The sequence below is a fragment of the Streptomyces sp. NPDC127117 genome, from assembly GCF_042677325.1.
Classification (GTDB): Bacteria; Actinomycetota; Actinomycetes; order Streptomycetales; family Streptomycetaceae; genus Streptomyces.
On record NZ_JBHXTM010000039.1, the window covers coordinates 1 to 25,284 of the forward strand.

The window sequence follows — 25,284 nt, forward strand, 5'->3', positions numbered from 1 at the left end:
CGCCCGCTCCGTATCGCATCGGAGCGGGCGGGCGCCGCCATTCCGAATTCGGGGAATTCCCGCAGCCCGACACCTCAGCCATGGAGGAGATGCATGCCCGTGTACGGCAGACCGAGAAGAACAGACCGGCCGGGGAGAACCGACCGGCCCGGAAGAGCCGACCGGCCCGGAAGAACCGACCTGCCGAGGCGGGTCCGCGGAACCGGTGCGGGGTTACGCCGCGCCGTGGCGCTCACCGCCGGGGCCGTGCTCGTCTGGACCGGTGGCACCGTCGCACTCGCGCCCGCCGCCGAGGCCGGCACCGTCACTCCGACCGTGCACTGCTCCCTGCCCGCGGGCCAGGGCGAGGCGACCGGGCCGCAGGAGATGAGCGTCGATCTCTCGCCGGCGATCGTCGACCCGGGCGGCAAGGTACACGCCAAGGTCACCCTCGGCCCGTCCCCCGCCACCAGCGGACTCAGCCTGAACGATGTGCCCACCACCCCCAGCATCGACTTCGCGATGTCCGGCGGCGCCACCGGCACGGTCACCGTGACCGGCCCCCAGATCAACCTCGACATCCCGTCCGGCAAGCCCATCGAAATCCCGCCGTACGAGGGCGACTTCATCATCCCCGCAAATGCGAGTGGCCCGATCTCCTTCACCCCGATACGCAATCTGACGCGTACGAAGGTGCTCGGCTCCACCTACGAGACCCCGTGCGACGTGGTGAGCGGGGGCGGCTCCATCGGCACGGTGACCGCCGAGGGCACCGCGGGCCATCCGCCCACCCTGACCGCGCCCACCACCGCCGTCCGGCCGTCCACCGGTGTCGCCCTGTCCGGCAGCCTCTGGACCGCGGGCGCCACCCCCGTACCGTCGCTCTGCTCGGCGGACGGCGGCGGCTGCGACACCGGCAAGTTCGCCTCCAGCACCCTTTCCATCAGCGGTTCGGGGGAGCTGAGCGGAAGCGCGGTGCTCGCCGCCGCGGGTGCCGTGCCCGACGGCTCGTACCTGGTGAAGGTCGGCGACGGTACGAAGGAGGCGACCGCGCCCCTGACCGTCAAGGCCTACGTGCCCGGCGGGTCACGGGCCATCGCGCTCTCCCGCTCCGGCGCGCCGGTCGGCAGCGTCATCTCCGTCACCGGCAGCAACTACTTCCAGGACCGGTGGATCAACACCGTCGGCCTGGACGCGAGCGGGGCGACGCTCGACGACACCGCCGTCTATGTGAAGAGCACCCCCGACGGCACGTTCACCGCCGAGTTCACCGTCTCCGACCCCGCCATCGCCGCGATCCAGGTCGACGAGGGAAACGATCCGGCCACAGTGCTCACCACCCCGTTCACCGTGACCGACGCCTCCGCGACGCTCTCCGCAGGCGCGGCGAAGGTCAAGCCGGGCGGAACGATCGCCCTCTCCGGCGGTGACTGGCCGTCCGGCACCACACCCACCGCCGCGCTCTGCACCGCCGACGGAGGCTCCTGCGACAGCTCCCGGATCAGCGGCTCCACCCTCCGGATCGGCGCCGACGGAACGCTCGCCGGCACGGTCACCGTGGCCGGCTCCACCCCGCGTGCCGTGTACGGGCTCCAGGTCACCGCCGGGGGAGCGCAGGTGCTCACCCCGCTGACCGTCGCCCCGTCCTTCGTCGTGCTCACCCCGTCCGCCGGTCCGAAGGGCACCGCCGTCACCGTCATCGGGCAGGGCTTCGCGAAGGTCGCGACCGTGTCCATCGTCGGGCTGCGGGCCGACGGCTCCCAGACGTCCGACCCGGCGAAGACGAAGGTGGTCGGGCTGGACGGGACGTTCTCGCAGACCTTCACGGTCAATGCCACCGACACCGTCGCCATCCGGGTCAGGGAGGTCCTGGTCAACCCCCGTACCGAGACGGCGGCGTTCACCGTCCAGGACGGAACCGTCCCCGCCGGACCGTCCTTCTCGCTCTCGCCGCCCGAGGGGCCGGTCGGCACGACGGTCCAGGTGGCCGGACGGGGATTCGCCCCCGTCGCCACGGTCTCGGTGACCGGCCGCACCGCGGACGGCAAGCAGACCGCCGATACGTACGTCACCCGGGTCATCGGACTCGACGGCACCTTCGCCCTCGACTTCACCGTCCGGGATCCGGCGACGAAGTCGATCCGGGCCTGCGAGGTGCTCGTGAACGGAAAAATTGTGCAGCAGTCGTTCACCGTGAGTTAACGACAGTTCACTTCCGGTGCGTGAAGTGCCGCGAAGGCGTCGGCCGACCTGGACGCGCGTAGACCTCCAGGATCCGGCCGACGCCCCGCTGACCGGCACTTATGCTGCTTCAAGCCAACTCCCCCTCCGGCAACGCCCGGATTCTGGACGAGGTCTTCCGCTGAGCGGACTCGCTCGCTACTGTCCCAAAAAATGAACGCCCCGTGGCAGAGCCGCAACGGGGCGCAGCCGGTGCCTGGCCAGGCCGGCGGCCTCTCCGTGCGTCGCCGCTGGGACCGGCGGCGCACATTCCGTGGGAATCAGCCGCTGCCGCTCATCAAAGAGGAGAGGGCGTCGTGACCGCGGAAACCTCCCAGACGCTCGACCGGGGCCTGAGGGTCCTCAAACTGCTTGCCGACACCGACCACGGCCTGACCGTCACCGAGTTGTCCAACAAACTCGGGGTCAACCGCACCGTGGTCTACCGTCTGCTCGCCACCCTGGAACAACACGCCCTGGTGCGCCGCGATTTGGGCGGCCGGGCCCGAGTGGGCCTGGGCGTGCTGCGTCTGGGCCGTCAGGTGCATCCGCTGGTGCGCGAGGCCGCGCTGCCCGCGCTGCGGTCGCTCGCCGAGGACATAGGGGCCACCGCCCATCTCACACTGGTCGACGGCAGCGACGCGCTGGCCGTCGCGGTGGTCGAGCCGACCTGGACCGATTACCACGTGGCCTACCGGGCAGGTTTCCGCCATCCGCTGGACCGGGGCGCCGCGGGCCGGGCGATCCTCGCCGCCCGCCAGAAGCCGGTCGGCGAGACCGCCTTCACCCTCACCCACGGCGAGCTGGAGGCCGGGGCGAGCGGGGCCGCGGCCGCGCTGGTCGGGGTGACCGGTGTCGAGGGCAGCGTGGGCGTGGTGATGCTCGCGGACTCCGTACCCGAACGCGTCGGCCCCCGCGTGGTGGACGCGGCGCGGGAAGTGGCGGACGCGCTCCGGTAGCGAGTCCCGCGGCGGGGGCCGCTCGCCACCGGCGCGCGGGGCAGAATTCTGGCCGGATCACGTCTCAGCGGGTACCCGGCCGGGCCGTATGTTTTCGGGGCTCACGCCTTGACCGAAGCGCGTGGCCGTTCCGGGGGGTTCCGATGGATGGTTCTATTTTCACGATTCTCGTCATCGTGGGTATCCCGTTGTACTTCCTGCCCTTTTTCGTCGCGGCGGGGCGCGGGGTGAACACCGGCTCGGTGTTCGTGATCAATCTGTTTCTCGGCTGGACGTTCATCGGCTGGGTGGTCGCCCTGGCCATGTCGATGGGAACCCGCCGCACGCAGTAGAACGTCCCCGGGCCGGGTACCACGCAGTAGAACGTCCCCGGGCCGGGTACCACGCCGTAGGAACGTCCCCGGGCCGGGTAGGGGGCGCCGCCCGGCCCGTACGTCCGCCCCGGCGGTTAGATTGGGCGGGTGCTCCCTCGTCTCTCGCGCCCCCGTGCCCTCGCCCTGTGCGCCCTGCCCGTCCTCGCCCTGTTCGGTGTGGCCGCCTTCGCGCCGCTGCCGTTCACCCTGGCGCAGCCCGGCTCGACCGCGAACGTGCTCGGGAACGATCACGGCAAGCCGGTGATCAGCATCAAGGGCGCGCCGACCCGGCCCACCGAGGGCGAGCTGCGGATGACGACGATCCTCGCGACCGGGCCCACCGCCGATGTCGGCATCGGTGATGTGATCGACGGCTGGTTCCGTACGGACCGGGCGGTGCTGCCCCGCGACTCCGTCTACCCGACCGGCGGCTCCGAGAAGGAGATCGAGAAGCACAACCTCGACGACATGCGGAAGTCGCAGGACTCCGCGGTCGACGCCGCCCTGAACTACCTCGGGAAGAAGCCCGGCTCGGTGGACGTGACCCTGAGCCTCGCCGATGTGGGCGGTCCCAGCGCCGGTCTGTTCTTCGCGCTCGGCATCGTCGACAAGCTCGACGGGGACGGCTCCGGGGGCGATCTCACCGGTGGCCGCAACATCGCGGGCACCGGCACGATCGAGGCGAACGGCAAGGTCGGGGCGGTCGGCGGGGTGTCGCTGAAGACTCAGGCCGCGCACCGTGACGGGGCGACCGTCTTCCTCGTGCCGAAGGCGGAGTGCCGGGAGGCGGGCGCCGAACTGCCCGAGGGGCTGCGACTGATCCCGGTCACGACCCTGAAGAGCGCGGTGTCCTCGCTCCGGGCACTGGAGCAGGGGCACAAGGTCCCGAGCTGCTGATCTCCTCGGACGCCTGCGACGGCACGGACGCACGGTCGGCCACCGCCACCACCTCGTCCATCGTGCGCCACACCGGGAACACCAGCGGGCTCAGTGTCGCCAGCAGGTACACCCCGCCCATCGCCAGCAGCGCGCCCGTCACGCCCGTGCTCTCGACCAGCAGGCCGGCCGCGAGACCGCCCACCGGCATGGCCAGTTCGCCGCCCGCCGTGAGGACCCCGGAGACCCGGCTGCGCAGCTCGTCGGGGACCGTTCCGTAGATCACCGTCGTCAGGATCGGGTTCAGCACCCCGCCCGCGAGCCCGCTCAGCACCATGGTCGCGGCGAGCGGCAGCGTCGTCCCGGTCAGCGCCGCGACCACGTACCTGGGCGCGCCGCACAGCAGCACGCACACCGTGAACACCGCCCACCGCGAGAAGCGGTGCCCGACCGCCCCGTACAGCAGCGCCCCGGCCAGGCCGCCCGCGCCGAACAGCGCGGTGAGCAGCCCGATGTCCCCGGCCCCGCCCAGCTCGGCGGAGGCGTGCACCGGCAGCAGGACGGCGTTCCAGCCCTGATCGGTGCCGTTCATGAACATCACCATCAGCACGACCGTCAGCAGCAGCCGGTTGCCCAGCAAGTAGGCGTAGCCCTCACGGAGTTCGGAGCGGTACGCCCGCAGCGAGACCGGCGCCGCGGTCTTCCGGGGCTCGGCCGCGCGCACCCCTCGTACGCCTGCCGCGATGAGCAGCGCGGACGTCAGGAACGTCGCCGCGTCCACCAGCAGTACGGTCTCCGCGCCGACGAGCGCGATCAGTACGCCCGCCACCGCCGCCCCGACCATCCGGGCGCCGCGCGAGACGGCGTCGAAGAGGCTGGCGGCGCGGGCGAGGGTGGTGCCGGCGTGCTCGGCGAGATCCGGCACCAGGACGTAGCGCGCGGTGTCGCCCGGGGTGTGCATGAGCCCGCCGGCCGCCATCAGCGCGCACAGCATCCAGAAGTCCAGGGCGCCCGCGCGGTGCAGCAGCGGAATGGCGGAGACGGAGAGGCCGCACACCAGGTCGGAGGCGACGGAGACCCGGCGCCGCCCGATCCGGTCGATGACGGGTCCGCCGATCAGGGCGGACACGACGATCGGCAGGGTCGCGCAGAAGGCGACCACACCGGCCCGGCCGGCGCTCCCCGTGGTCTCCAGCACGAACCACGGCACGCCGATCAGGGTGAGTGAACTACCAGCCCTGGATATGGAGTTGGCGGACAGTACGGCGGCGAGCGGAATGCGGTCGCGGTCCCCCCGACCGGTCATGCCGGACCGGGTGCGACGGAGACGTGGCCGGCCCGGTGGGGCAGGATGCGCAGCCCCAGCTCGACGAGGGCCCAGCCCAGCCGGGTGCGCAGGTCGGTGTCCGGCGCGGTCGATGCGCGTTCGAACTCCGTTGCGTACCAACGTAGTTCGGCGGCGCGCAGGCTGTGCAGCAGCAGATGTGTGTCGGAGTGCATGACGATGTCCTTCCGGTCGGGAGGGGCTGGTTACTCCGCGGGGCGCGGGAAGAGATGCACATGGCTGCGGACGTTGGCCGATCCCTCGGTGCCCTCCGGGACGAGGCCCCGGTAGCTCTCGATGAGTTCGTGGACCTTCCCGATCAGCTCCTCGGCGAGGTCCGGGGTGAGGCGCACCTGGAAATCGCTGATGTCCCAGCCCTCGCGCCACTCCTCGGGCCACTCGCGCATGGTGCCGATCCAGGTGTTCAGCTCCTGGGCGTGCGTGGTGGCGATCTCGTGGAGTACGACGCCGACCGCACCGCGCACCTCGGGGTCGGGGTGGCTCAGGAATCTGCCGCTGTCGAAGACGGTGCCCCGGTGTGCGGCCCGCCACCAGCGCTCGCGGCCCTTGCCGCGCTCCGGGTCGTCCTCGACGAAGCCGTACGTCGCCAGCTGCCTGAGGTGGTAGCTCGTGGCGCCGCTGGATTCACCGAGCCGGTCGGCGAGACCGGAGGCGGTGGCGGGGCCGTACTCCCGCAGGGCGGCCAGCAGGCGCAGCCGCAGGGGGTGGGCCAGCCCGCGCAGGGTGCGGGCATCGACCTTGTGGATGTTCTCGGTTTCGGCGGGGATCTCGGCGCCGTCCTCTGTTGCGGGCATGGTTGAACCGTAGAGTTGCAAAGACATCTTTGCAACCATCTTTTTGCAACGGGTTCTTTGCAGCAGGTTCTTTGTGACGAATTCTCCGTGGGTGACGTGCTCCCGGCGCCGGCTCACCCCTGCTTGATGAACCCCTCCTGGATCAGCCACTCCTTCGCCACCTCGTGCGGGTCCTGCCCGTCCACGTCCACCTTGGCGTTGAGCACCTGGGCGACCTCCGTGGTCAGCTTCCTGCTGACCGGGTCGAGCAGCCCGGCGATCTGCGGGTACTTCTCGAAGGTCTTGGTGTGGATGACCGGGGCCGCGTTGTAGTTGGGGAAGAAGTGCTTGTTGTCGACGAGCACTTCGAGGTCCATCGCCTTGATCCGGCCGTCCGTGGTGAACACCTCTCCCAGCAGGCAGGAGTTGGACTTGGAGACCTGGGTGTAGATGATCCCGGCGTCCATCTTCTTGATGTTGGCGGCCGGCAGCGACATCCCGTACGCCTTCTCCATGCCCGGCAGCCCGTCGTCGCGCGAGGCGAACTCGTTCTCCACGCAGATCGTCACCGCCGACGGGTCCTTCTTCGCCAGCGCCGCGACGTCGGAGAGCGTCCTCAGGTGGTACTTCGCGTTGTTCTTCCGGCTGATGGCGAGCGCGTAGGTGTTGTTGAGCGTGGACGGCGTCAGCCAGGTCACCCCGGTCCTGCGGTCCTCGTCCCGGACCGCCTCCCACTGCTCGACCGGGTCGGGGATCGGCTTCGCATGGCCGAGGTACGTGATCCAGCCGGTGCCCGTGTACTCGTACATCGCGTCCGCGTCGCCCTTGACGATCGCCTCGCGCGCACTGATCGAACCGGGCAGGTTCGTCCGGTCCAGGACCTCCGCGCCGGCGGCCTTGAAGACCAGGCCGATCATCTGGCCCAGGATGATGTTCTCGCTGAAGTTCTTCGAGGTGACGGTCAGCGAGGCACCGTCCAGCGGCTCCCCCCGGCCGACCGAGCCCGGCACCACGTCGTCCGCCATCGGCGAGCCGCTCTTCAGCCCGCACCCGGAGAGCAGCAGCGCCAGCGCCACCGCCCCCACCAGGCCGGCACGCACCTTCCGCGGGCCCGTCATCGCCCCACCTCCAGTCCGCGCGGCGTCAGCGCCACCTCGACCAGTGAGGCCAGCCAGTCCACCAGCAGCGCCAGCACCACCGTCAGCACCGAACCGAGCACCAGCACCGGCATCCGCTGGGTCTGGATGCCCGAGGTGATCAGGTCACCGAGACCGCCGCCGCCGACGAAGGTGGCCAGGGTCGCCGTGCCGACGTTGAGCACCAGCGCCGTACGCACCCCGGCCAGGATCAGCGGCACGGCGAGCGGCAGTTCGACCTTGGTGAGCGTCCCCGTCGCCGACATGCCGATGCCGCGCGAGGCCTCGACCAGATTCGGCTCGATCGCCTTGAGTCCGGCCACCGTGTTGGAGAAGACCGGCAGCACCGCGTAGATCACCATGCCGATGATCGCCGTCGACGGACCGATGCCCAGCCAGATCACCAGCAGGGCCAGCAGACCGATCGCCGGTGTCGCCTGCCCGATATTGGCGACCGCCGTCACCACCGGGGCGCCCTTGCTCAGCCGCCGCCGGGTCAGCGCGATCCCCAGCGGAATGGCGATGATCAGCACCCAGAACGTCGAGATCGCGGTCAGCCGCACATGCTGCCACCAGCGCAGCTGCACATTGCCGCCGGTGAGCGAGTTCCGCGCGATCGAGTCGAGATGGACATGGGTGATCCACAGATACGTGATGGCCAGCACGATCACCAGCGCGAGCGGCATCAGCACCAGCTTGCGCCAGGTGAACCGGCGCGGCGGACCGGCCGGTGGCGGGGCGGGCTCCTCCTCGTCCCGGAAGGCGTGGCCCTTGACGTCGTGTTCGCCGGGCGGACGGTCCTCGTCGGAGGAGGGCACCGGGGGCCCGGAGCGCACCCGGCGGGAGGACTCGGGGTTCAACGGTGAGTCGGGGGTCATGAGCCCGCACCGCCCTCCAGCTCCGCCTCGGTCTGGTGGCTGCGCAGCTCCTCCAGGTCGTGCTGGTGCTCGATGGCGGCGAGCCGGTCGGCCTCCAGCAGTTCATGGACGGAGTTCATCAGGGTCTGCATGTCGACGACGCCGATGAACTCGCCGCGCCGCCCGGTCACCGCGGCCCGCCCGCCGCTGTCGGTCAGCACCGCCTCCAGCGCGTCGTGCAGCGTCGCGTCACGCGTCACCGTGTCGTGGACCAGCTGCCCGGCCCGCGCCAGCGAACCCCGGGCCCGCATCAGGTCGCCGCGCCGCAGCCACTTGTACGGGCGGTTCCTGCGGTCCAGCATCAACAGCTCGTTGTGCGGGCCGCTGCGCAGCTTGTTGAAGATCGACTGGAGCGGGTCGTCGACCGTCACCGTGGGGAACGCGGCCATCTCCACATCGCGTACGCGGGTGAGGTTGAGCCGCTTCAGCGCCGCACCGGCACCGACGAAACCCGAGACGAAGTCGTCCGTCGGATTGGTGAGGATGGCCTCCGGGGTGTCGAACTGCGCGATGTGCGAACGCTCCCGCAGCACGGCGATCCGGTCGCCCAGCTTGATCGCCTCGTCGAAGTCGTGGGTGACGAAGACGATCGTCTTGTGCAGTTCGTGCTGGAGCCGGATCAGCTCGTCCTGGAGGTGGTCGCGGGTGATCGGGTCGACCGCGCCGAACGGCTCGTCCATCAGCAGCACCGGCGGATCGGCCGCCAGCGCCCGCGCCACGCCCACCCGCTGCTGCTGGCCGCCGGAGAGCGCACGGGGATAGCGCCCGTGGAACTCCCGCGGATCCAGCCCCACCAGATCGAGCATCTCCTCGACCCGGTCCTTCACCTTCGACCTGGACCAGCCGACCATCTTCGGTACGAGGGCGATGTTCTCGGCGACCGTCATGTGCGGGAAGAGCCCGGACGACTGGATGGCGTAGCCGATCTTGCGGCGCAGCTTCACCGGGTCGATGTCGGTGACGTCCTCGTCGTTGATCCTGATCCGCCCGGACGACGGCTCGATCAGCCGGTTGATCATCTTCAGGGTGGTGGACTTCCCGCAGCCGGACGGGCCGACGAAGATCACCGTCTCGCCGGCCTTGATCTCCATCGAGACGCTGTCCACGGCCGGGTTGGGATTGCCCGGATAGCGCTTGGTCAGCTCCTCCAGCTGGATGGTGGCCCCGGATGTGGTCCCCTCCGGCCCGGCGCTGTCCTCGGCGGTGCTCCCGGTGGCGGTCTCAGACACGGATCCCCCTCGGGATGGTGAGCCGCCCGAGCAGTACGTACGCGGCGTCGAAGAGCAGGGCGAGGATGACGATGCCGAGCGTGCCCGCGAGCACCTGATTGAGCGCGTTGGCGCTGCCCAGCGAGGCGATGCCGCGGAAGATCTCGTTGCCGAGGCCGGGGCCCGAGGCGTACGCGGCGATGGCGGCGATGCCCATCAGCATCTGTGTGGAGACCCGGATGCCGGTGAGGATCGGCGGCCAGGCGAGCGGCAGTTCCACCCGGCAGAGGCGGGCCAGCCGCGACATCCCGATGCCCTTCGCCGCGTCGACCAGCGACGGATCGACGCCGCGCAGCCCCACGATGGAGTTGCGGACGATGGGCAGCAGCCCGTACAGCGTCAGGGTGATCACGGTGGGTGCGACCCCGAGGCCGACGAGCGGGATGAGCAGACCGATCGCGGCGAGGGAGGGGATGGTGAGGATCGTCGCCGTCGAGGTGATGGCCAGTGAACCCGCCCAGCCGCTGCGGTAGGTGACGACCCCGATCAGGATGCCCAGCACGGTGGCGATGACCATGCACTGGAAGACGGCGCTGACGTGCTGGTACGCGTCGGTGAGCAGCTGTTGGTGCCGGTTGCCCAGGTACTCCCAGAAGCTCACACGTCACTCCTCGGCTCAGTCGTGGTCCTCCGCGGCCTGCTCGACGAGCGGGATGATCCGCAGCGGGACCGGGTTCTCCATGACGATGGCCGTGGAGGCCCGGACAATGCCATCAAAACCGACAACCCGGTCGATGACCCGTTGAAGATCGGCGTTGGAACGCGCGACGAGCCGGCAGAGCATGTCGCCGTGCCCGGTGGTGGTGTGCAGCTCCAGCACCTCCGGTACGCCGGCCAAGTGGGCCCGTACGTCGGCCCCTTGGCCCTGCTTGATCTCCAGGGTGGCGAACGCGGTGACGGGGTAGCCGAGCGCCGCCGGATCGACCGCCGGACCGAATCCGCGGATGACGCCATTCGACTGAAGCCGGTCGAGCCGGGCCTGTACCGTCCCGCGGGCCACGCCGAGTCTGCGCGATGCTTCCAGTACGCCGATGCGGGGCTCGCGGGCCAGCAGCACGATCAGCCGCCCGTCCAGATGATCGATCGCCATGGTTACGCTCCGGAGGGTCGACGTGATGGTCATCATGTACAGATAGCTAGCCCATCATCCCGATCAGCTATACAGATTGCCCAGTGATTCCGCGAACTATTGCGCACCTTGCGAAGCGGCGAGAGCCTTCGGGCATGACTGAGACTCTGCACACCACCCCCGACACTGCCCGGCAGGCCGACCCCTTCCCGGTCAAGGGAATGGACGCGGTCGTCTTCGCCGTCGGCAACGCCAAGCAGGCCGCGCACTACTACTCGACGGCGTTCGGCATGAAGCTGGTCGCCTACTCCGGACCGGAGAACGGCAGCCGCGAGACGGCGAGTTACGTACTGACCAACGGATCGGCCCGATTCGTCTTCACCTCCGTCATCAAGGCCGCCACCGACCACGGCCGCTTCCTCGACGCCCATGTGGCCGAGCACGGCGACGGCGTCATCGACCTGGCCATCGAGGTCCCCGACGCCCGCGCGGCCTACGCGTACGCGATCGAGCACGGCGCCCTCGGCCTCGACGAGCCGCACGAGGTCAAGGACGAGCACGGCACCGTCGTGCTCGCCGCGATCGCCACGTACGGCAAGACCCGCCACACCCTCGTGGAGCGCACCGGCTACGAGGGCCCGTACCTGCCCGGCTACGTCGCCGCGGCCCCGATCGTCGAGCCGCCCGCCAAGCGCACCTTCCAGGCCATCGACCACTGCGTCGGCAACGTGGAACTCGGCCGGATGAACGAGTGGGTCGGCTTCTACAACAAGGTCATGGGCTTCACCAACATGAAGGAGTTCGTGGGCGACGACATCGCCACCGAGTACTCCGCGCTCATGTCGAAGGTCGTCGCCGACGGCACCCTCAAGGTCAAGTTCCCGATCAACGAGCCGGCCGTCGCCAAGAAGAAGTCCCAGATCGACGAGTACCTGGAGTTCTACGGCGGCGCGGGTGTCCAGCACATCGCGCTCGCCACGAACGACATCGTCGCCTCGGTACGGGCGATGCGGGCGGCGGGCGTCCAGTTCCTGGACACGCCCGACTCCTACTACGACACCCTCGGCGAGTGGGCGGGCGAGACCCGTGTGCCGGTGGAGATCCTCCGCGAGGAGAAGATCCTCGTCGACCGCGACGAGGACGGCTACCTGCTGCAGATCTTCACCAAGCCGGTCCAGGACCGCCCGACCGTCTTCTTCGAGATGATCGAGCGCCACGGCTCGATGGGCTTCGGCAAGGGCAACTTCAAGGCCCTCTTCGAGGCGATCGAGCGCGAGCAGGAGAAGCGCGGCAACCTCTGATCCCCCGGCACGCGACCGGCCCCGGGCCCCGTCAGGGGGAGCCCGGGGCCGGCTACATGTCCGGCGGGGGATCGGCCAGATCGTCCAGGGCCTCCTGGGCGGCGGGCCCGGCCAGGGGGGAGAACCCGGGGTTGGTACGCAGGGCCTCCTCCAGACTGCGGCGCGCCGGACCGTACTCCCGCAACTCCTTCTGGATCATGCCCAGGTGGTACGCGTACGAGGCGTTCTGCCCACCCGTGTCGACCGCGTCGGCCGCGTACTCAAGGGCGGCGGACGGGTCGCCGGAGCGGTGCAGGGCCCAGCCCAGCGCGTCCGCCACCGCCGCGCTGCGGTGCGAGCGGGCCCATTCGGCGTCCAGCACCACGACCGCCGCCTCCGGATCCCCGTGATCGGCCTCGAAACGGCCGCGCAGCAGCGCGTGGTCCACGCCCTGGCCCTCGTCCAGGGCGAGCGCCCGGCGGAGCTGTGCGTACTGCTCGTCGGCCTGCGCGTCCAGTCCCAGCGACTCGTACAACTCGCCCAGCTCCAGCAGGTATTCGGGCCGGGGGAGCTGCGCCAGGGCCGCCCGGTAGTCGCGCCGGGCCTCGTCCGTGCGGCCGAGCGCCACCAGCGCCCTGGCCCGGCCCGCGAGCGACGCATGGTGGGCGCGGTCGGTGCGCAGCGCCGCCCCGAACTGCGCGACCGCCTCCTTCGGCTCGCCCCGCTCCCAGGCCAGTTCGCCCAGCAGGTGCAGGCACTCCGCTTTCTGCGCGGGCGTGGTCGCCCGGTCCGCCGCGGCCCGCGCGCCGGCCAGCGCGTCCTCGGGCCGGCCGCGGTCCAGGTGCATCCGTGCCGTCTGCACGAGCGCCGGAACTCCCGCACGCAGCGCCGTGAAGCGCTCCACCGCCGTGCTCGCGGCCTTGTGGTCCCCGAGCCCGCTGTACGCGTCGATCAGCGCCGGATACACGGCCCACTGCTTCGGCTCCCGCGCCCGTACCGTCTCGCCCCACTTCCGCGCCGCGACGAAGTCGTGCCGGGCATCGGCGAGCTCCGCGAGCCCCACCAGCGCCGCCGTGTTCCCGTTCTCACCCGGCCGGACGTTCAGTGAGCGCTTCAGCGCCTGCTCGGCCCGGCCGTAGTACGCCGCGTCCGCAGAACGCCGCCCCCACTCCACGTAGGCCGTACCCAGCAGCGCCCAGGACCGCGCGTCGGACGGATGCGTGCCCACCCACTGCTGCCGGTCCCCGATCAGCGCCGTCAGGTCGGAGAGCGAGGCCGGGGCGCCGGTGGCGGTCGCCGCCAGCGCACGCGAGACCGGTCCGGGCACGGGCGGCCGCGACGCCTTCTTCCCGTCCTCCGGAACGGCCACCACCGCACCCGTCACCAGCACCGCACCCGCCACCACGCCCAGGGCCGCCCGGCGCAGCGTCGTACGCAGCGAGGGCGGCGGGGGCTCGGCCAGCGACGCCGGGTCGGCGAGCGCGGAGAGCGCGGAGGCGCCTGAGGGAACGGAGGGGCTGGACGGGCCGGAGAGTCCGGGGGTCTCAAGTGGTGGGCGGCTCGGATCGGGGGGCTGCGGAGGCTGCTGCGGCATGACATCCATGCCGATCACTCTGCGTCAGTAATAAGAGCACACCGCGCCTTGCGAAGGCCGCCGCAGACGGGTTCACACCAATGGGCCCGGGTGTCACGCTTGGATCATGAACGGTCTTCTCGAACAACTGCGTGCCGGTCTGCCCGCCGAGGCCCTGATCACGGATCCCGACGTCACCGCCTCGTACGCCCACGACATGGCGAGCTTCTGCGAGGCGGGCACGCCCGCGGTCGTCGTGCTCCCGCGCACCGTCGAGCAGGTCCAGCACGTCATGCGCACCGCCACCGCCCTGCGCGTCCCGGTCGTCCCGCAGGGGGCCCGTACCGGCCTGTCGGGCGCGGCCAACGCCTCCGACGGCTGCATCGTGCTGTCCCTGGTGAAGATGGACCGGATCCTGGAGATCAGCCCGGTCGACCGGATCGCCGTCGTCGAGCCCGGCGTCATCAACGCGGTGCTGTCCCGGGCGGTCAACGAGCACGGTCTCTACTACCCGCCGGACCCCTCCAGCTGGGAGATGTGCACCATCGGCGGCAATATCGGCACCGCGTCCGGCGGCCTGTGCTGCGTGAAGTACGGGGTCACCGCCGAGTACGTGATCGGCCTGGAGGTCGTGCTCGCCGACGGGCGGCTGCTCAGCACCGGCCGCCGCACCGCGAAGGGCGTCGCCGGATACGACCTCACCCGGCTCTTCGTCGGCTCGGAGGGCAGCCTCGGCATCGTCGTCAAGGCCGTGCTCGCGCTGAGGCCCCGGCCGCCGCAGCAGCTGGTCCTGGCCGCGGAGTTCCCGAGCGCGGCGAGCGCCTGCGACGCGATCTGCCGGATCATGGAGCGTGGTCACACTCCGTCACTCCTCGAACTGATGGACCGTACAACGGTCCGGGCCGTCAACAAGATGGCCGGCATGGGCCTCCCCGACACCACCGAGGCGCTCCTGCTCGCCGCCTTCGACACCCCGGACCCGTCGGCCGATCTGGCCGCCGTCGCCGAGCTGTGCACCGCCGCGGGCGCCACCGAGGTGGTTCCCGCCGAGGACGCAGCCGAGTCCGAAATGCTGCTCCAGGCCCGGCGGATGTCGCTCACCGCGCTGGAGACCGTCAAGTCGGCCACGATGATCGACGACGTCTGCGTACCCCGCTCGAAGCTCGGCGCCATGCTGGAGGGCACCGCGGCCGTCGCCGAGAAGTACGACCTCACCATCGGTGTCTGCGTGCACGCCGGCGACGGCAACACCCACCCCGTCGTCTGCTTCGACCACACCGACGCCGACGAGTCCCGGCGGGCCCGCGAATCGTTCGACGAGATCATGGCGCTCGGCCTGGAACTCGGCGGCACGATCACCGGGGAGCACGGCGTCGGCCTCCTGAAGAAGGAGTGGCTGGCGCGTGAGCTCGGCGAGGTCAGCGTCGAACTGCACCGGGGCATCAAGCAGGCATTCGACCCGCTGGGGCTGCTCAACCCCGGCAAGGTGTTCTGACGGCCGGGCGGGACCGGGCCCGCTCACGCCTCGCCGTCCTGCGACTCGTCCGACGGCCACGGGTCGCGCAGCCACAGGTCGTCGGCCGGCAGCGGGGCGAGCAGCTCGGCGAGGCCCTCGTCGATCCCGAGCCGATCGGCCTCGGTGCCGGGCGGGACCACCCGCAGCGTCCGCTCCACCCAGGCGGCCACCGCGGCGGACGGCACCTCCAGGAGCGCGTTCCCGTCGGGAGAGGTCAGCGCGACGAAGATGACGTTGCGCTGGTCGACCTTGGTCGGCCAGATCCGGACGTCCCCGTGACCGCACGGCCGGAACACGCCCTCGACCAGCAGATCGCGGGCGAACGTCCAGTGGACCGGGAAGTCGGAGCCGATGTGGAAGGCCACGTGCACGGCGTACGGGTCCTCCGTGCGGTACGTCAGACGGGCGGGGACGGGGATGCTGCGCTCGGGCGACAGGACCAGCTTGAGTTCCAGCTCGCGTTCCACGGTGGTGTGCATGAGTACGTCCTTCCAGTGCCTGTGGACCGGTCCCTCGACCGGCCCGCACAGGGAGAGAGCGCCCTCCACGCCATCTATTACGCGACTTCCGAGAAAAATTTTCGGGCGACGGGAAAGAGGCCCAAACCCCTGGAGTGGCCCAGGGGTACGCGGGCGTCTGGTAGATGTGGACCCGTTGCATTCAGGCCTCGAAGAGATACGGGACCACGGTGATGAGCGCCCCAACCCCGGCACCCGGTGACGAAAGCCCCCGCGAGGGGTACTACCCCGACCCGTCCATTCCCGGATATGTCCGGTACTGGAACGGTGCTTCGTGGGTGCCAGGCACGAGCCGCCCCGCCCCTGAGCAGGGCGGGCCGACGCCTGCGGCGCCCTCCGGAGAGGCGCCCTCCGCACCGGTGCCCGACCCGCAGCCGCAGCCGTCGGCCCCGGCGGCGGTGGACGAGACCGGTCCGGTCTTCCTGGACGAGGAGCCGTACGCGGGCAACCGCCCCGAACCGGCCACCGCCTGGCAGGCCGACGTCTCCCGGCAGACCGGATTCGGCGGCGAACGCGACCGGCGGGTCTCCTGGGGCGGCGCCGGACAGCCCGGTGAACAGGGCGGGCAGTCCGGGGAACCGGGCGGGCCGGACGGGCAGGGCGATCCGCGTACGCCTGCGGACCGCGCCCCGGCCGACCCGGTGCCGGACGATCGCGTCCCGGCGGTCCGCACCCCCGCCGACCGCACTCCCGCGCCGGACCCGCGACACCCCGCCGTCTCTCCCGCACCTTCTCCGTCTCCGTCCCCTTCTCCCTCCCCGTCTTCTCCCGCGCCGGAGAACACCGTTGCGATCCGGATCGGCCGTCAGGGCCGCCCCGGCGGCGGTACGGATGCGGGCACGGGCGACGCGGGGCGCCCGCCCACCGACGGGACGGTCACGATCCGGGCCGTCGGCCAGGGCGGCGGCCCGCCGGCCCGTCGGACGACCGAACCGGCGGCATCGGAGGGGACGATGGCGATCCGCGCGATCGCCCCCGGGCCGGGCGCACAGCCCTCCACCCCGGCGCAGAACCCCGTACAGGGGCAGGGCCCCGCACCGCAGGCCCAGAACCCGGCCCCCTGGGCGCAGCAGGGCAACCAGCCCGCTCAGACGGCTCAGCCCGCTCAGGCAGCCCGTCCCCAACTCCCGGCGCAGCAGCACCAACCCCAGCTCCAGTCGCAGCCGCAGCTCCAGTCCCAGCAGCCTCAGCTCCAACCTCGGCCTCAGCAGGCCCAGCAGGCCCAGCAGGCCCAGCAGGCCCAGCAGGCCCAGCAGGCCCAGCAGCCTCAGCAGGCCCAGCAGCCCCGCCCCCAGTTCGGTGCCCAAGGGGCTCAGCCGGATCAGCCCGTCGTGCCCTGGAAGCCTCCGGTCGACGACCCCTTCCAGCAGCTCGCGCAGGCCCAGGCGGCGGCCAGGCCCGCAGGGCTCGGCAAGCGGTTCGCCGCCCGGCTGATCGACAGCGTCGTGCTGATGGCGCTCGTCGGCGCGATCGGCTTCCCGCTCGTCTCGCAGGCGCTGGACCACATCGACGAGAAGATCAGCGCGGCGAAGCTCTCCGGCGAGACGGTCACCGTCTGGCTGGTGGACTCCACCACGGCCGGGCTGTTCGGCGCGGTGCTCGGCGCGTTCCTCGTACTCGGGGTCCTGCTGGAGGCGCTGCCGACCGCCAAGTGGGGGCGCACCCTCGGCAAGAAGGTCTGCGGACTCGAAGTGCGGGACATCGAGTCCCACGGTGCCCCGTCCTTCGGTGCCGCGCTGCGCCGATGGCTGGTCTACGGCGTGCTGGGCGTCCTGGTGATCGGGGTGATCAATGTGCTGTGGTGCCTGATCGACCGGCCGTGGCGCCAGTGCTGGCACGACAAGGCGGCACACACCTTCGTGGCGGACTGACCGCACCCGGTCGGCCGACGGCCCATCGGGTGAATGGCCGTCGGGGCCGGCCGTTCCCCCGAACGCACCTGAGCCGTTGCGGGCGCCTCCGGGGCGGGGTGCACTGCCCCCATGAGCAACGATCAGCCGACGTCCGGTCAGCCGCCCGAGGACGACCCGTTCCTCAAGAAGCCGCATGAGCCCCCGCCGTCATCGGGTTCGCCGTACGACAGCGCTCCGCCCCCGCCCCCGCCGCCGTACGATCCGGGCCCCTACGGCGGCGGTGGACCGTACGGCGGTCCGGATCCGCTGGCCGGCATGCCGCCGCTCGCGGAGCCGGGCAAGCGCATCCTGGCCCGGCTGATCGACTTCCTGATCGTCTCGATCCCGCTCTACCTGATCTCGCTGCCGTGGGGCGGTGCGGTCGAGGTGACGGACAACAACGGCAACAGCAACGACTTCGGCGATGTCTTCAGCCAGACGTACAGCGGGCACCAGTTGGTGTGGTCGCTGATCGGCCTGGTCGTGTACGTCGCCTACGACACGTACTTCACGCACAAGGACGGCCGGACCATCGGCAAGCGGCTGCTGAAGCTGCGCGTCGCGATGCTCAACGACGGCCGGGTGCCGGACACCGGTGCGTCGTTCCTGCGGGCCGTGGTGCTGTGGCTGCCGGCGCTGCTGTGCTGCCCGTGCCTGTGGTGGCTGATCAACATCGTGCTCATGTTCACGGACAAGCCGTACCGGCAGGGCCTGCAGGACAAGGCCGCGAAGACGGTGGTCGTACAGACCAACTGACGCTGTCCCGCGGCCCGGACCGGCCCCGCAACTGCGGTGGTTCAGTGGCGCACGGAGTGCCGGCCCACGCGCTCGTCCGCGGGGGCCGCGGGCCGCGGCGCGACTTCCCGGGGCGCCGATGCCGGGGCCCGGTCCCCGTCGCGATGGAGGCCCTCGGCCTCGACGGCCGCGGAGACCGCGTCCTGATTCACCCGGACCGCGGAGCGGGCACCTGCCCGCCTCGCGGTTTTCGCGCGTGACGGCTGGGGTACGGTCACGGCCACCAGCAGACCGAGCGCGAGCGCCGCGGTCCCGATGACGGCGATGCCGAGGCCCGACTCCGTGCGGGAGAGCAGCAGCATGGCGAGGGTCGAGAAGATGACGGTGACCGAACCGTAGGAGAGCTGTGCGGCTGTGGGACGCGGCATGGCGGTATCCGTCCTCGGGGCATCGGATGGGCAGTCTCTCAACACGGTCGCATTGTCAAGCGACTCTACGACGGTGGATGCCCGAGTGGAGCCACCGGTAAGCACGGCCTAACCCACGGTGCCGGTGCACAGGGGGCGCACGGAGTCATTTGCCGACCCAACCGTGTTCCATGACGCGCCGGTTGGCCCTTCGTTGAACGTCCGGATAACGGAAGCGTTCTCCTACATAGTGCACTTGGCCTGTTCAAGTCAAGATCTGTCTTTTCTCGCGTAACTCCGGTCGAATGTCGTCACTTGTGACGCGTATTCGCGCGCGGCCCCTCCACACCACTCAAGGCCGCAGCCGCGGGTGCCGGGGAGGACTGCATCAAGTGACCACAAACAGACGGGCGCTTCGCGCCGCTGCGGTTGTCGTGGCCATGGCCGCCACTGCCGCCACGGCGTCGGCTTTCGCCACGGCCCAGGCAGACGACAAGGCGCCGGGAGCCAAGAGCACCAGCGTCGACCGCCGTGACCCGGGGTCGGCCAAGGGCAACGAGCACGACCTGAAGGGCCCGTTCAGCGAGCAGCAGGACGCACAGCGTCAGGCCGCTCTTGAGCAGGTCATATCGGGCGACAAGAAGATCTCGAAGCGGGACGGCTCCAAGGTCGTCAAGCTCGACGACAAGAAGTACGTCGAGCTCGGCCGCGAGAAGACGGACAAGATCTTCACGATCCTGGTGGAGTTCGGCGACAAGGTCGACAACACCACCATGTTCGACCCGGACGGCGACGGCCCGAAGCCGGCCGTCCCGAAGTACGGGGGCACGCCCGGCCCGCTGCACAACAAGATAGCCAAGCCGGACCCCAAGAAGGACAACAGCACCGCCTGGCAGGCCGATTACAACCAGGCGCACTTCCAGGACCTCTACTTCGGTGAGGGTGCCGGCAAGGACTCGCTGAAGACGTACTACGAGAAGACGTCCTCCGGGCGCTACTCGGTGGACGGCGAGGTCTCCGACTGGGTCAAGGTGCCTTACAACGAGGCCCGTTACGGCTCCAACTACTGCGGCGCGACCAACTGCGCCAACGCCTGGGACATGATCAAGGACGGCGTGAACGCCTGGGCCGCCGATCAGAAGGCCCAGGGCCGTACGCCCGAGCAGATCAAGACGGACCTCGCCAAGTACGACCAGTGGGACCGCTACGACTTCGACGGCGACGGCAACTTCAACGAGCCCGACGGCTACATCGACCACTTCCAGATCGTCCACGCCGGTGAGGACGAGTCCGCGGGTGGCGGCGCCGAGGGCAAGAACGCCATCTGGGCCCACCGTTGGTACGCCTACGGAACCGACGCCGGCGCGACCGGCCCGGCCGACAACAAGGCGGGCGGCACCCAGATCGGTGACACCGGCATCTGGGTCGGCGACTACACCGCGCAGCCCGAGAACGGCGGCCTGGGTGTCTTCGCCCACGAGTACGGCCACGACCTGGGCCTGCCGGACCTCTACGACACCACCAACACCGCCGAGAACTCGGTCGGTTTCTGGTCCCTGATGTCGGCCGGTTCCTGGCTCGGCACCGGCAAGGACTCGATCGGTGACCTGCCCGGCGACATGACCGCCTGGGACAAGCTCCAGCTGGGCTGGCTCGACTACGCCGAGGCCAAGGCCTCGACGAAGTCCACCCACAAGCTGGGTGTTTCGGAGTACAACACCAAGAACAAGCAGGCGCTCGTCGTCACGCTGCCCGAGAAGCCCGTCACTACCGCCGTCACCAAGCCGGCGGAGGGCTCCAAGCAGTGGTGGAGCGACATGGGCGACAACCTGAACAACACCCTGACCCGCTCGGTCGACCTGACCGGCAAGTCCAAGGCCTCCCTGGACCTCGCGGGCTGGTGGGACATCGAGAAGGACTACGACTACCTCTACACCGAGGTGTCGGACAACGGCGGCACCAGCTGGACCGCGATCGACGGCACGGCCGACGGCAAGGCGATCACGCGCGACGCCAGTGACAAGCCGGCCCTGACCGACGTCTCCGGCAAGTACCAGAAGCTCTCGTACCCGCTGGACGCGTACGCGGGCAAGAAGATCGACGTCCGCTTCCGTTACGCCACCGACGGCGGCGCGGGCGGCATCGGCTTCGCCGCGGACACCATCTCGGTGACCGCCGACGGCGCCGCGCTCTTCACGGACAACGCCGAGGGCGACGACAACGGCTGGACCGCCAAGGGCTTCTCCCGCGTCGGCGAGTCGTTCACCAAGGACTACGCGCAGTACTACATCGCGGAGAACCGCCAGTACGTCAGCTACGACAAGACCCTCAAGGTCGGCCCGTACAACTTCGGCTTCTCCAAGACCCGTCCGGACTGGGTCGAGCACTACCCGTACCAGAACGGTCTGCTCGTCTGGCTCTGGGACAAGTCCCAGAAGGACAACAACGTGTCGCAGCACCCGGGCCAGGGTCTGATCCTGCCGGTCGACGCGCACGCCAAGCCCCTGAAGTGGGCCGACGGCACGATCATGCGCAACAAGATCCAGCCGTTCGACGCCCCCTTCAGCTGGTACTCGACCGACGCCTTCACGCTGCACAACGCGGACGCACCGGTCCGGATCAAGTCGCAGCGCGGCATCCCGGTCTTCGACGACCACAAGGGCACCTACTGGTACAAGGAGAACGAGACCGGAAGCGTTCAGGTCCCTGACACGAACACCCGGATCTCCATCGTCAAGGAGCCGCGCAGCGGCTCGACGATCACCGTCAAGGTCGGTCCCTCGCACAAGTAGTTCCGTATAACCGCAGGTCAGAGCATGATCGGCCGTCGCCCTCTAGCGGGCGGCGGCCGATCGTGTTTAGGTGCGTCTTGTTCGGATTCTTATTGACACGATGTCTCACGGGGGAGCGCGGAGCATGGCAGGCGGAGGATTCTGCAAGTTGCCGGACGGCAATGTGGTGGTGGCGATCACACTGCCCCATCCGGCCGGCGGACCGGGTTCCGGCACCCCGGTCCGGGTCCTGGTGCACGCGGCCAACCGGGCCCGCGCCCTGACCCGGCTGCGCAACGCCGGACTGCGCGCGGTCTACCTCCGCGGCAACGCCGAGCCGCCCACCCCCGACGAGATCACCGCGGTGCTGCACCACCCCGACGGGCTGCTCTGGCGCGCCAGACCGGAGCGGGCACAGGAGCTCTGGCACCCGATCCGGGCCCTGCTCCGCCCGGCCGTACCCGTCCGGCGGCCGGCCTGAGGCGCGGGGCTCCGGGCCCCGCCGGCCCGCTCGTGGCCCCGCTACACCACCGGCTTGCCGGACAGCTTCACGCCCGCCCTGCGCAGCTCCTCCAGCGCCCGCTCCGTGGTCGTCTCGGCGACCCCGGCGGTCAGGTCGAGCAGCACATGCGTCGTGAAGCCCGCCCGGACCGCGTCCAGCGCCGTCGCCCGCACACAGTGGTCGGTCGCGATGCCGACCACGTCGACCTCGGTGACATGGCGCTCCCGCAGCCAGTCGGCCAGCCCCGCACCGTTCTCGTCGAGGCCCTCGAAGCCGCTGTACGCCGCCGCGTAGGCACCCTTGTCGAACACCGCGTCGATCGCCCCCGAGGCGACCGCGGGGGCGAAGTTCGGGTGGAAGCCGACGCCCTCCGTGCCGGCCACGCAGTGCGGGGGCCAGGAGTGCTCGAAGTCCGGACGGTCGGAGAAGTGGTTGCCCGGGTCGACGTGGTGGTCACGGGTGGCCACCACATGGCGGTACCCGGCCTGGGCCTCGCCGATCAGGTCGGTGACGGCGGCGGCGACATCGGCGCCGCCCGCCACGGCGAGGCTGCCGCCCTCGCAGAAGTCGTTCTGAACGTCGACGACGATCAAGGCGCGGTGCATGACGGGTGTCCTTAGGTGGGGGACGGTCGGCTGTCGGGGGCGTATTCGAGCCTAGAGACTCCGGCCCCGGATGGGGAGGGGACGGAGCCCTGGCGGCGTCCGGGGCCACGGGGGTGACCGGTTCGCCCGGTCACCGCCACCGCACGGCTCCGTCAGACGTACTCCGTGGGAATCACCGGCTCTCCGCGCGACAGCTGCACCGCCGACATCGGCAGCCCCGCACGCGCCGAGATGTGCCGCTCGCGCGCCGCGTCCAGCGGCTCTCGGGCGATCACCTCGCCGCCCCTGACCAGCTCGGCCAGCAGCTGCCGGTCGGCCAGCTCCGCGGGTACCGCGCCGGTGCCGATCACCTCGGCCTCGGCGACCCCGTGCTCGTCCAGCCGGCGCGCGGCCCACTTGCGACCGCCCACCGACGACTTCGCGCCGAGCGACTTCTTGGCCACCGGACGCAGCGGCTCCGCGGGATCGGCGGAGCCGGCGCGGGCGACGAGCTTGTAGACCATCGAGCAGGTGGGCTGACCGCTGCCGGTCACCAGCTGCGTGCCCACCCCGTACGCGTCGACCGGTGCGGCCGCCAGCGAGGCGATGGCGTACTCGTCCAGGTCCGAGGTCACCACGATCTTCGTCTCCGTGGCGCCCAGCTCGTCCAGCTGCTGCCGCACCCGGTGCGCGACCAGCAGCAGATCGCCGGAGTCGATCCGTACCGCGCCCAGCTCGGTCCCGGCGACCTCGACCGCCGTACGGACCGCCTCGGTGACGTCGTACGTGTCGACCAGCAGCGTCGTGCCCCGGCCGAGCGAATCGACCTGGGCCCGGAAGGCGTCGCGCTCGGTGTCGTGGAGCAGCGTGAAGGCGTGGGCGCTCGTCCCGACGGTCGGGATGTTGTAGCGGAAGCCCGCCGCCAGGTCGGAGGTGGTGTTGAAGCCGCCGATGTACGCGGCCCGCGCCGAGGCCACCGCCGACAGTTCATGGGTGCGCCGTGCACCCATCTCGATCAGGCCGCGCCCGCCGGCCGCGGCGGACATCCGCGAGGCCGCGGCGGCGATCGCCGAGTCGTGGTTGAGGATCGAAAGGATCACCGTCTCCAGCAGCACGCATTCGGCGAAGGAGCCCTCGACGCGCAGGATCGGGGAGCCGGGGAAGTACACCTCGCCCTCCGGGTAGCCCCAGATGTCGCCGCTGAAGCGGTAGTCCGCCAGCCAGGCGAGGGTCGGCCCGTCCACCACGTTCTGTTCGCGCAGGAAGGTGAGCATCTCGTCGTCGAAGTGGAAGTTCTCCACCGCGTCCAGTACCCGTCCGATGCCCGCCACGACGCCGTAGCGCCGCCCCTCGGGAAGCCGGCGCGTGAACGCCTCGAAGACCGAGTGCCGATCGGCCGTGCCGGCCTTCAGCGCGGCCTGCACCATCGTGAGCTCGTACTGGTCGGTGAAGAGCGCGGTCGACGGCACACCGACCCGTCGCCCAAGGTCCGCAGAGTTCATGTTCCGGATGCTACCCCTATTTCGTCAGAGTGACGAGATCTCGGGTCGTTTGTGCGATGCCCCCTCCCGAGTGGCAGCATGGGGTGGGTGAGCGTCGCCCCCACAGAGATCACGCGTCCCGAATCGGCCGAGGAGAGTCTTGTCGTCCCCGAGCCCGACGTCCCCTGGGTGACGCTGGTCCACAACGACCCGGTCAATCTCATGAGCTACGTGACCTATGTCTTCCAGGCCTACTTCGGCTACTCCAAGGACAAGGCGCACAAGCTGATGCTGGACGTCCACCAGAAGGGGCGCGCGGTCGTCTCCAGCGGCAGCCGCGAGGAGATGGAACGCGACGTCCAGGCCATGCACGGCTACGGACTGTGGGCCACGCTCACACAGGACCGCAACTAGACCTCCCCGTCCGTCCGCCCGACCTGCCCCGCCCGACCCACCATCGGAGAAAACCCATGGCCGGCCACTTCGAGGCCACCCCCGGCGGCGGCGCGGCCGTCGCGCTCGACGAGGTGGAGATCGCGATCCTGCGCTCCCTCGCCGTCCAGCTGCTGGAACTGATCGGCCCCGGCGACGAGCCCGCCGAGGGCGAGGACCCGCTCGCCGCCCTCTTCGCGGAGGGGCCCAGCGAACCGCCCACCGACCCCGCCCTGGCCCGCCTCTTCCCCGAGGCGTACGGCGACGAGGACACCGAACTGCGCGCCGCCTCCGCCGAGTTCCGCCGCTTCACCGAGAACGACCTGCGCGCCCGCAAGCGCACCGACGCCCTCGCCGTCGTACGCACCCTGGACGCGCTCACGATCACCGGGGACGGCGGCGCCGTACTCGAACTCACCGGCGACGAATGCCGCAACTGGCTCGGCGCCCTCAACGACCTCCGGCTCACCATCGGCACCCGCCTGGAGGTCTCCGACGAGGACGAGGGCGAGGCCGGGTCGCTCTACCGGCTCCCGGACAGCGACCCGCGAAAGCCGATGGTCATGGCCTATCTCTGGCTCGGCGCGCTCCAGGAAACGCTCGTGGAAACGCTGATGCCGTAACCGCGCCACGGCTGTGCCGCGGTGCCGCGCTCCCGGACGAGCGCCGAGTGTTCGCTCAACGGACGCTCAAATCCG

25 protein-coding genes are annotated in these 25,284 nt (G+C 70.5%); 12 read left to right on the top strand and 13 right to left on the bottom strand.

Annotation, left to right across the window (positions count from 1 at the left end; genetic code table 11):
* The first annotated feature begins 225 nt into the window (after positions 1-225).
* From ACFVH0_RS28445 to ACFVH0_RS28460, 4 genes are all read left to right on the top strand, one after another.
* Positions 226-2,181 (top strand): hypothetical protein, encoded by a 1,956-nt coding sequence (locus ACFVH0_RS28445; protein WP_385824741.1) that lies wholly within the window; start codon positions 226-228, stop codon positions 2,179-2,181.
* A gap of 335 nt (positions 2,182-2,516) precedes the next feature.
* Complete coding sequence (locus ACFVH0_RS28450; RefSeq protein WP_124723277.1) at positions 2,517-3,158, top strand: IclR family transcriptional regulator; 642 nt, start codon at positions 2,517-2,519, stop codon at positions 3,156-3,158.
* Between the two features lie 176 nt (positions 3,159-3,334).
* Complete coding sequence (locus tag ACFVH0_RS28455; RefSeq protein ID WP_266690615.1) at positions 3,335-3,490, top strand: superinfection immunity protein; 156 nt, start codon at positions 3,335-3,337, stop codon at positions 3,488-3,490.
* Between the two features lie 129 nt (positions 3,491-3,619).
* Complete coding sequence (locus ACFVH0_RS28460; protein ID WP_385824743.1) at positions 3,620-4,408, top strand: S16 family serine protease; 789 nt, start codon at positions 3,620-3,622, stop codon at positions 4,406-4,408.
* Here ACFVH0_RS28460 and ACFVH0_RS28465 read toward each other — a convergent pair.
* From ACFVH0_RS28465 to ACFVH0_RS28500, 8 genes are all read right to left on the bottom strand, one after another.
* Positions 4,338-5,693: an MFS transporter gene (locus tag ACFVH0_RS28465; RefSeq protein WP_385824745.1), complete on the bottom strand. Its 1,356-nt coding sequence runs from the start codon at positions 5,691-5,693 to the stop codon at positions 4,338-4,340. The genes ACFVH0_RS28460 and ACFVH0_RS28465 overlap by 71 nt on opposite strands.
* On the bottom strand, positions 5,690-5,887 hold the full coding sequence (locus ACFVH0_RS28470; RefSeq protein ID WP_385824747.1) for a hypothetical protein: 198 nt from the start codon (positions 5,885-5,887) through the stop codon (positions 5,690-5,692). Before ACFVH0_RS28470 ends, ACFVH0_RS28465 begins: the two co-directional genes overlap by 4 nt.
* A gap of 30 nt (positions 5,888-5,917) precedes the next feature.
* Positions 5,918-6,526: a winged helix-turn-helix domain-containing protein gene (locus tag ACFVH0_RS28475; protein ID WP_385824749.1), complete on the bottom strand. Its 609-nt coding sequence runs from the start codon at positions 6,524-6,526 to the stop codon at positions 5,918-5,920.
* A 113-nt stretch (positions 6,527-6,639) separates the two neighbouring features.
* Positions 6,640-7,623, bottom strand: a complete 984-nt coding sequence (locus tag ACFVH0_RS28480) for a glycine betaine ABC transporter substrate-binding protein (RefSeq protein WP_385824751.1) — start codon at positions 7,621-7,623, stop codon at positions 6,640-6,642.
* Positions 7,620-8,519, bottom strand: a complete 900-nt coding sequence (locus ACFVH0_RS28485) for an ABC transporter permease (RefSeq protein ID WP_385824753.1) — start codon at positions 8,517-8,519, stop codon at positions 7,620-7,622. Before ACFVH0_RS28485 ends, ACFVH0_RS28480 begins: the two co-directional genes overlap by 4 nt.
* Positions 8,516-9,787 carry an ABC transporter ATP-binding protein gene (locus tag ACFVH0_RS28490; RefSeq protein WP_385824755.1) on the bottom strand — a complete coding sequence of 424 codons (1,272 nt, stop codon included), beginning with the start codon at positions 9,785-9,787 and terminating at the stop codon, positions 8,516-8,518. The genes ACFVH0_RS28485 and ACFVH0_RS28490 overlap by 4 nt, the downstream gene beginning before the upstream one ends.
* A complete protein-coding gene (locus tag ACFVH0_RS28495; RefSeq protein ID WP_385824757.1) occupies positions 9,780-10,427 on the bottom strand; it encodes an ABC transporter permease in 648 nt (215 codons plus the stop codon). Before ACFVH0_RS28495 ends, ACFVH0_RS28490 begins: the two co-directional genes overlap by 8 nt.
* Positions 10,428-10,442: 15 nt before the next feature.
* On the bottom strand, positions 10,443-10,916 hold the full coding sequence (locus ACFVH0_RS28500; RefSeq protein ID WP_385824759.1) for an Lrp/AsnC family transcriptional regulator: 474 nt from the start codon (positions 10,914-10,916) through the stop codon (positions 10,443-10,445).
* A gap of 134 nt (positions 10,917-11,050) precedes the next feature.
* On the opposite strand from ACFVH0_RS28500, the gene hppD reads away from it, so the two are divergent.
* Complete coding sequence (gene hppD, locus ACFVH0_RS28505) at positions 11,051-12,196, top strand: 4-hydroxyphenylpyruvate dioxygenase (protein ID WP_385824761.1); 1,146 nt, start codon at positions 11,051-11,053, stop codon at positions 12,194-12,196.
* Positions 12,197-12,248: 52 nt separating this feature from the next.
* Here the strand turns inward: hppD and ACFVH0_RS28510 are convergent, their stop codons facing one another.
* Positions 12,249-13,778, bottom strand: coding sequence for a tetratricopeptide repeat protein (locus tag ACFVH0_RS28510; RefSeq protein ID WP_385824763.1), 1,530 nt, complete (start codon positions 13,776-13,778; stop codon positions 12,249-12,251).
* Positions 13,779-13,875: 97 nt separating this feature from the next.
* Between ACFVH0_RS28510 and ACFVH0_RS28515 the strand changes: the two genes are divergently transcribed.
* Complete coding sequence (locus tag ACFVH0_RS28515) at positions 13,876-15,243, top strand: FAD-binding oxidoreductase (protein WP_385824765.1); 1,368 nt, start codon at positions 13,876-13,878, stop codon at positions 15,241-15,243.
* A 23-nt stretch (positions 15,244-15,266) separates the two neighbouring features.
* Here the strand turns inward: ACFVH0_RS28515 and ACFVH0_RS28520 are convergent, their stop codons facing one another.
* Positions 15,267-15,743, bottom strand: a complete 477-nt coding sequence (locus ACFVH0_RS28520; protein WP_385824767.1) for an SsgA family sporulation/cell division regulator — start codon at positions 15,741-15,743, stop codon at positions 15,267-15,269.
* 212 nt (positions 15,744-15,955) lie between these two features.
* Between ACFVH0_RS28520 and ACFVH0_RS28525 the strand changes: the two genes are divergently transcribed.
* Positions 15,956-17,653 (top strand): RDD family protein, encoded by a 1,698-nt coding sequence (locus ACFVH0_RS28525; protein ID WP_385824769.1) that lies wholly within the window; start codon positions 15,956-15,958, stop codon positions 17,651-17,653.
* Between the two features lie 111 nt (positions 17,654-17,764).
* Complete coding sequence (locus ACFVH0_RS28530; RefSeq protein ID WP_385824771.1) at positions 17,765-18,430, top strand: RDD family protein; 666 nt, start codon at positions 17,765-17,767, stop codon at positions 18,428-18,430.
* A 41-nt stretch (positions 18,431-18,471) separates the two neighbouring features.
* Here ACFVH0_RS28530 and ACFVH0_RS28535 read toward each other — a convergent pair whose 3' ends face one another.
* A complete protein-coding gene (locus ACFVH0_RS28535) occupies positions 18,472-18,837 on the bottom strand; it encodes a hypothetical protein (protein ID WP_385824773.1) in 366 nt (121 codons plus the stop codon).
* Positions 18,838-19,208: 371 nt separating this feature from the next.
* Between ACFVH0_RS28535 and ACFVH0_RS28540 the strand changes: the two genes are divergently transcribed.
* Positions 19,209-21,608: an immune inhibitor A domain-containing protein gene (locus ACFVH0_RS28540; RefSeq protein WP_385824775.1), complete on the top strand. Its 2,400-nt coding sequence runs from the start codon at positions 19,209-19,211 to the stop codon at positions 21,606-21,608.
* A gap of 124 nt (positions 21,609-21,732) precedes the next feature.
* Positions 21,733-22,068 (top strand): hypothetical protein, encoded by a 336-nt coding sequence (locus ACFVH0_RS28545; protein WP_385824777.1) that lies wholly within the window; start codon positions 21,733-21,735, stop codon positions 22,066-22,068.
* 41 nt (positions 22,069-22,109) lie between these two features.
* On the opposite strand, the gene ACFVH0_RS28550 is transcribed toward ACFVH0_RS28545, so the two are convergent.
* Entirely contained in the window at positions 22,110-22,694 is a 585-nt protein-coding gene (locus ACFVH0_RS28550; protein ID WP_385824779.1) for an isochorismatase family protein, read from the bottom strand.
* Positions 22,695-22,846: 152 nt separating this feature from the next.
* Positions 22,847-24,175: a nicotinate phosphoribosyltransferase gene (locus ACFVH0_RS28555; protein ID WP_385824781.1), complete on the bottom strand. Its 1,329-nt coding sequence runs from the start codon at positions 24,173-24,175 to the stop codon at positions 22,847-22,849.
* Positions 24,176-24,253: 78 nt separating this feature from the next.
* Between ACFVH0_RS28555 and clpS the strand changes: the two genes are divergently transcribed.
* Together clpS and ACFVH0_RS28565 are read left to right on the top strand one after the other, a co-directional pair.
* Positions 24,254-24,568, top strand: coding sequence for an ATP-dependent Clp protease adapter ClpS (clpS, locus tag ACFVH0_RS28560; RefSeq protein ID WP_124723297.1), 315 nt, complete (start codon positions 24,254-24,256; stop codon positions 24,566-24,568).
* 56 nt (positions 24,569-24,624) lie between these two features.
* Positions 24,625-25,209 carry a DUF2017 domain-containing protein gene (locus ACFVH0_RS28565; protein ID WP_385824783.1) on the top strand — a complete coding sequence of 195 codons (585 nt, stop codon included), beginning with the start codon at positions 24,625-24,627 and terminating at the stop codon, positions 25,207-25,209.
* Positions 25,210-25,284 lie beyond the last annotated feature (75 nt).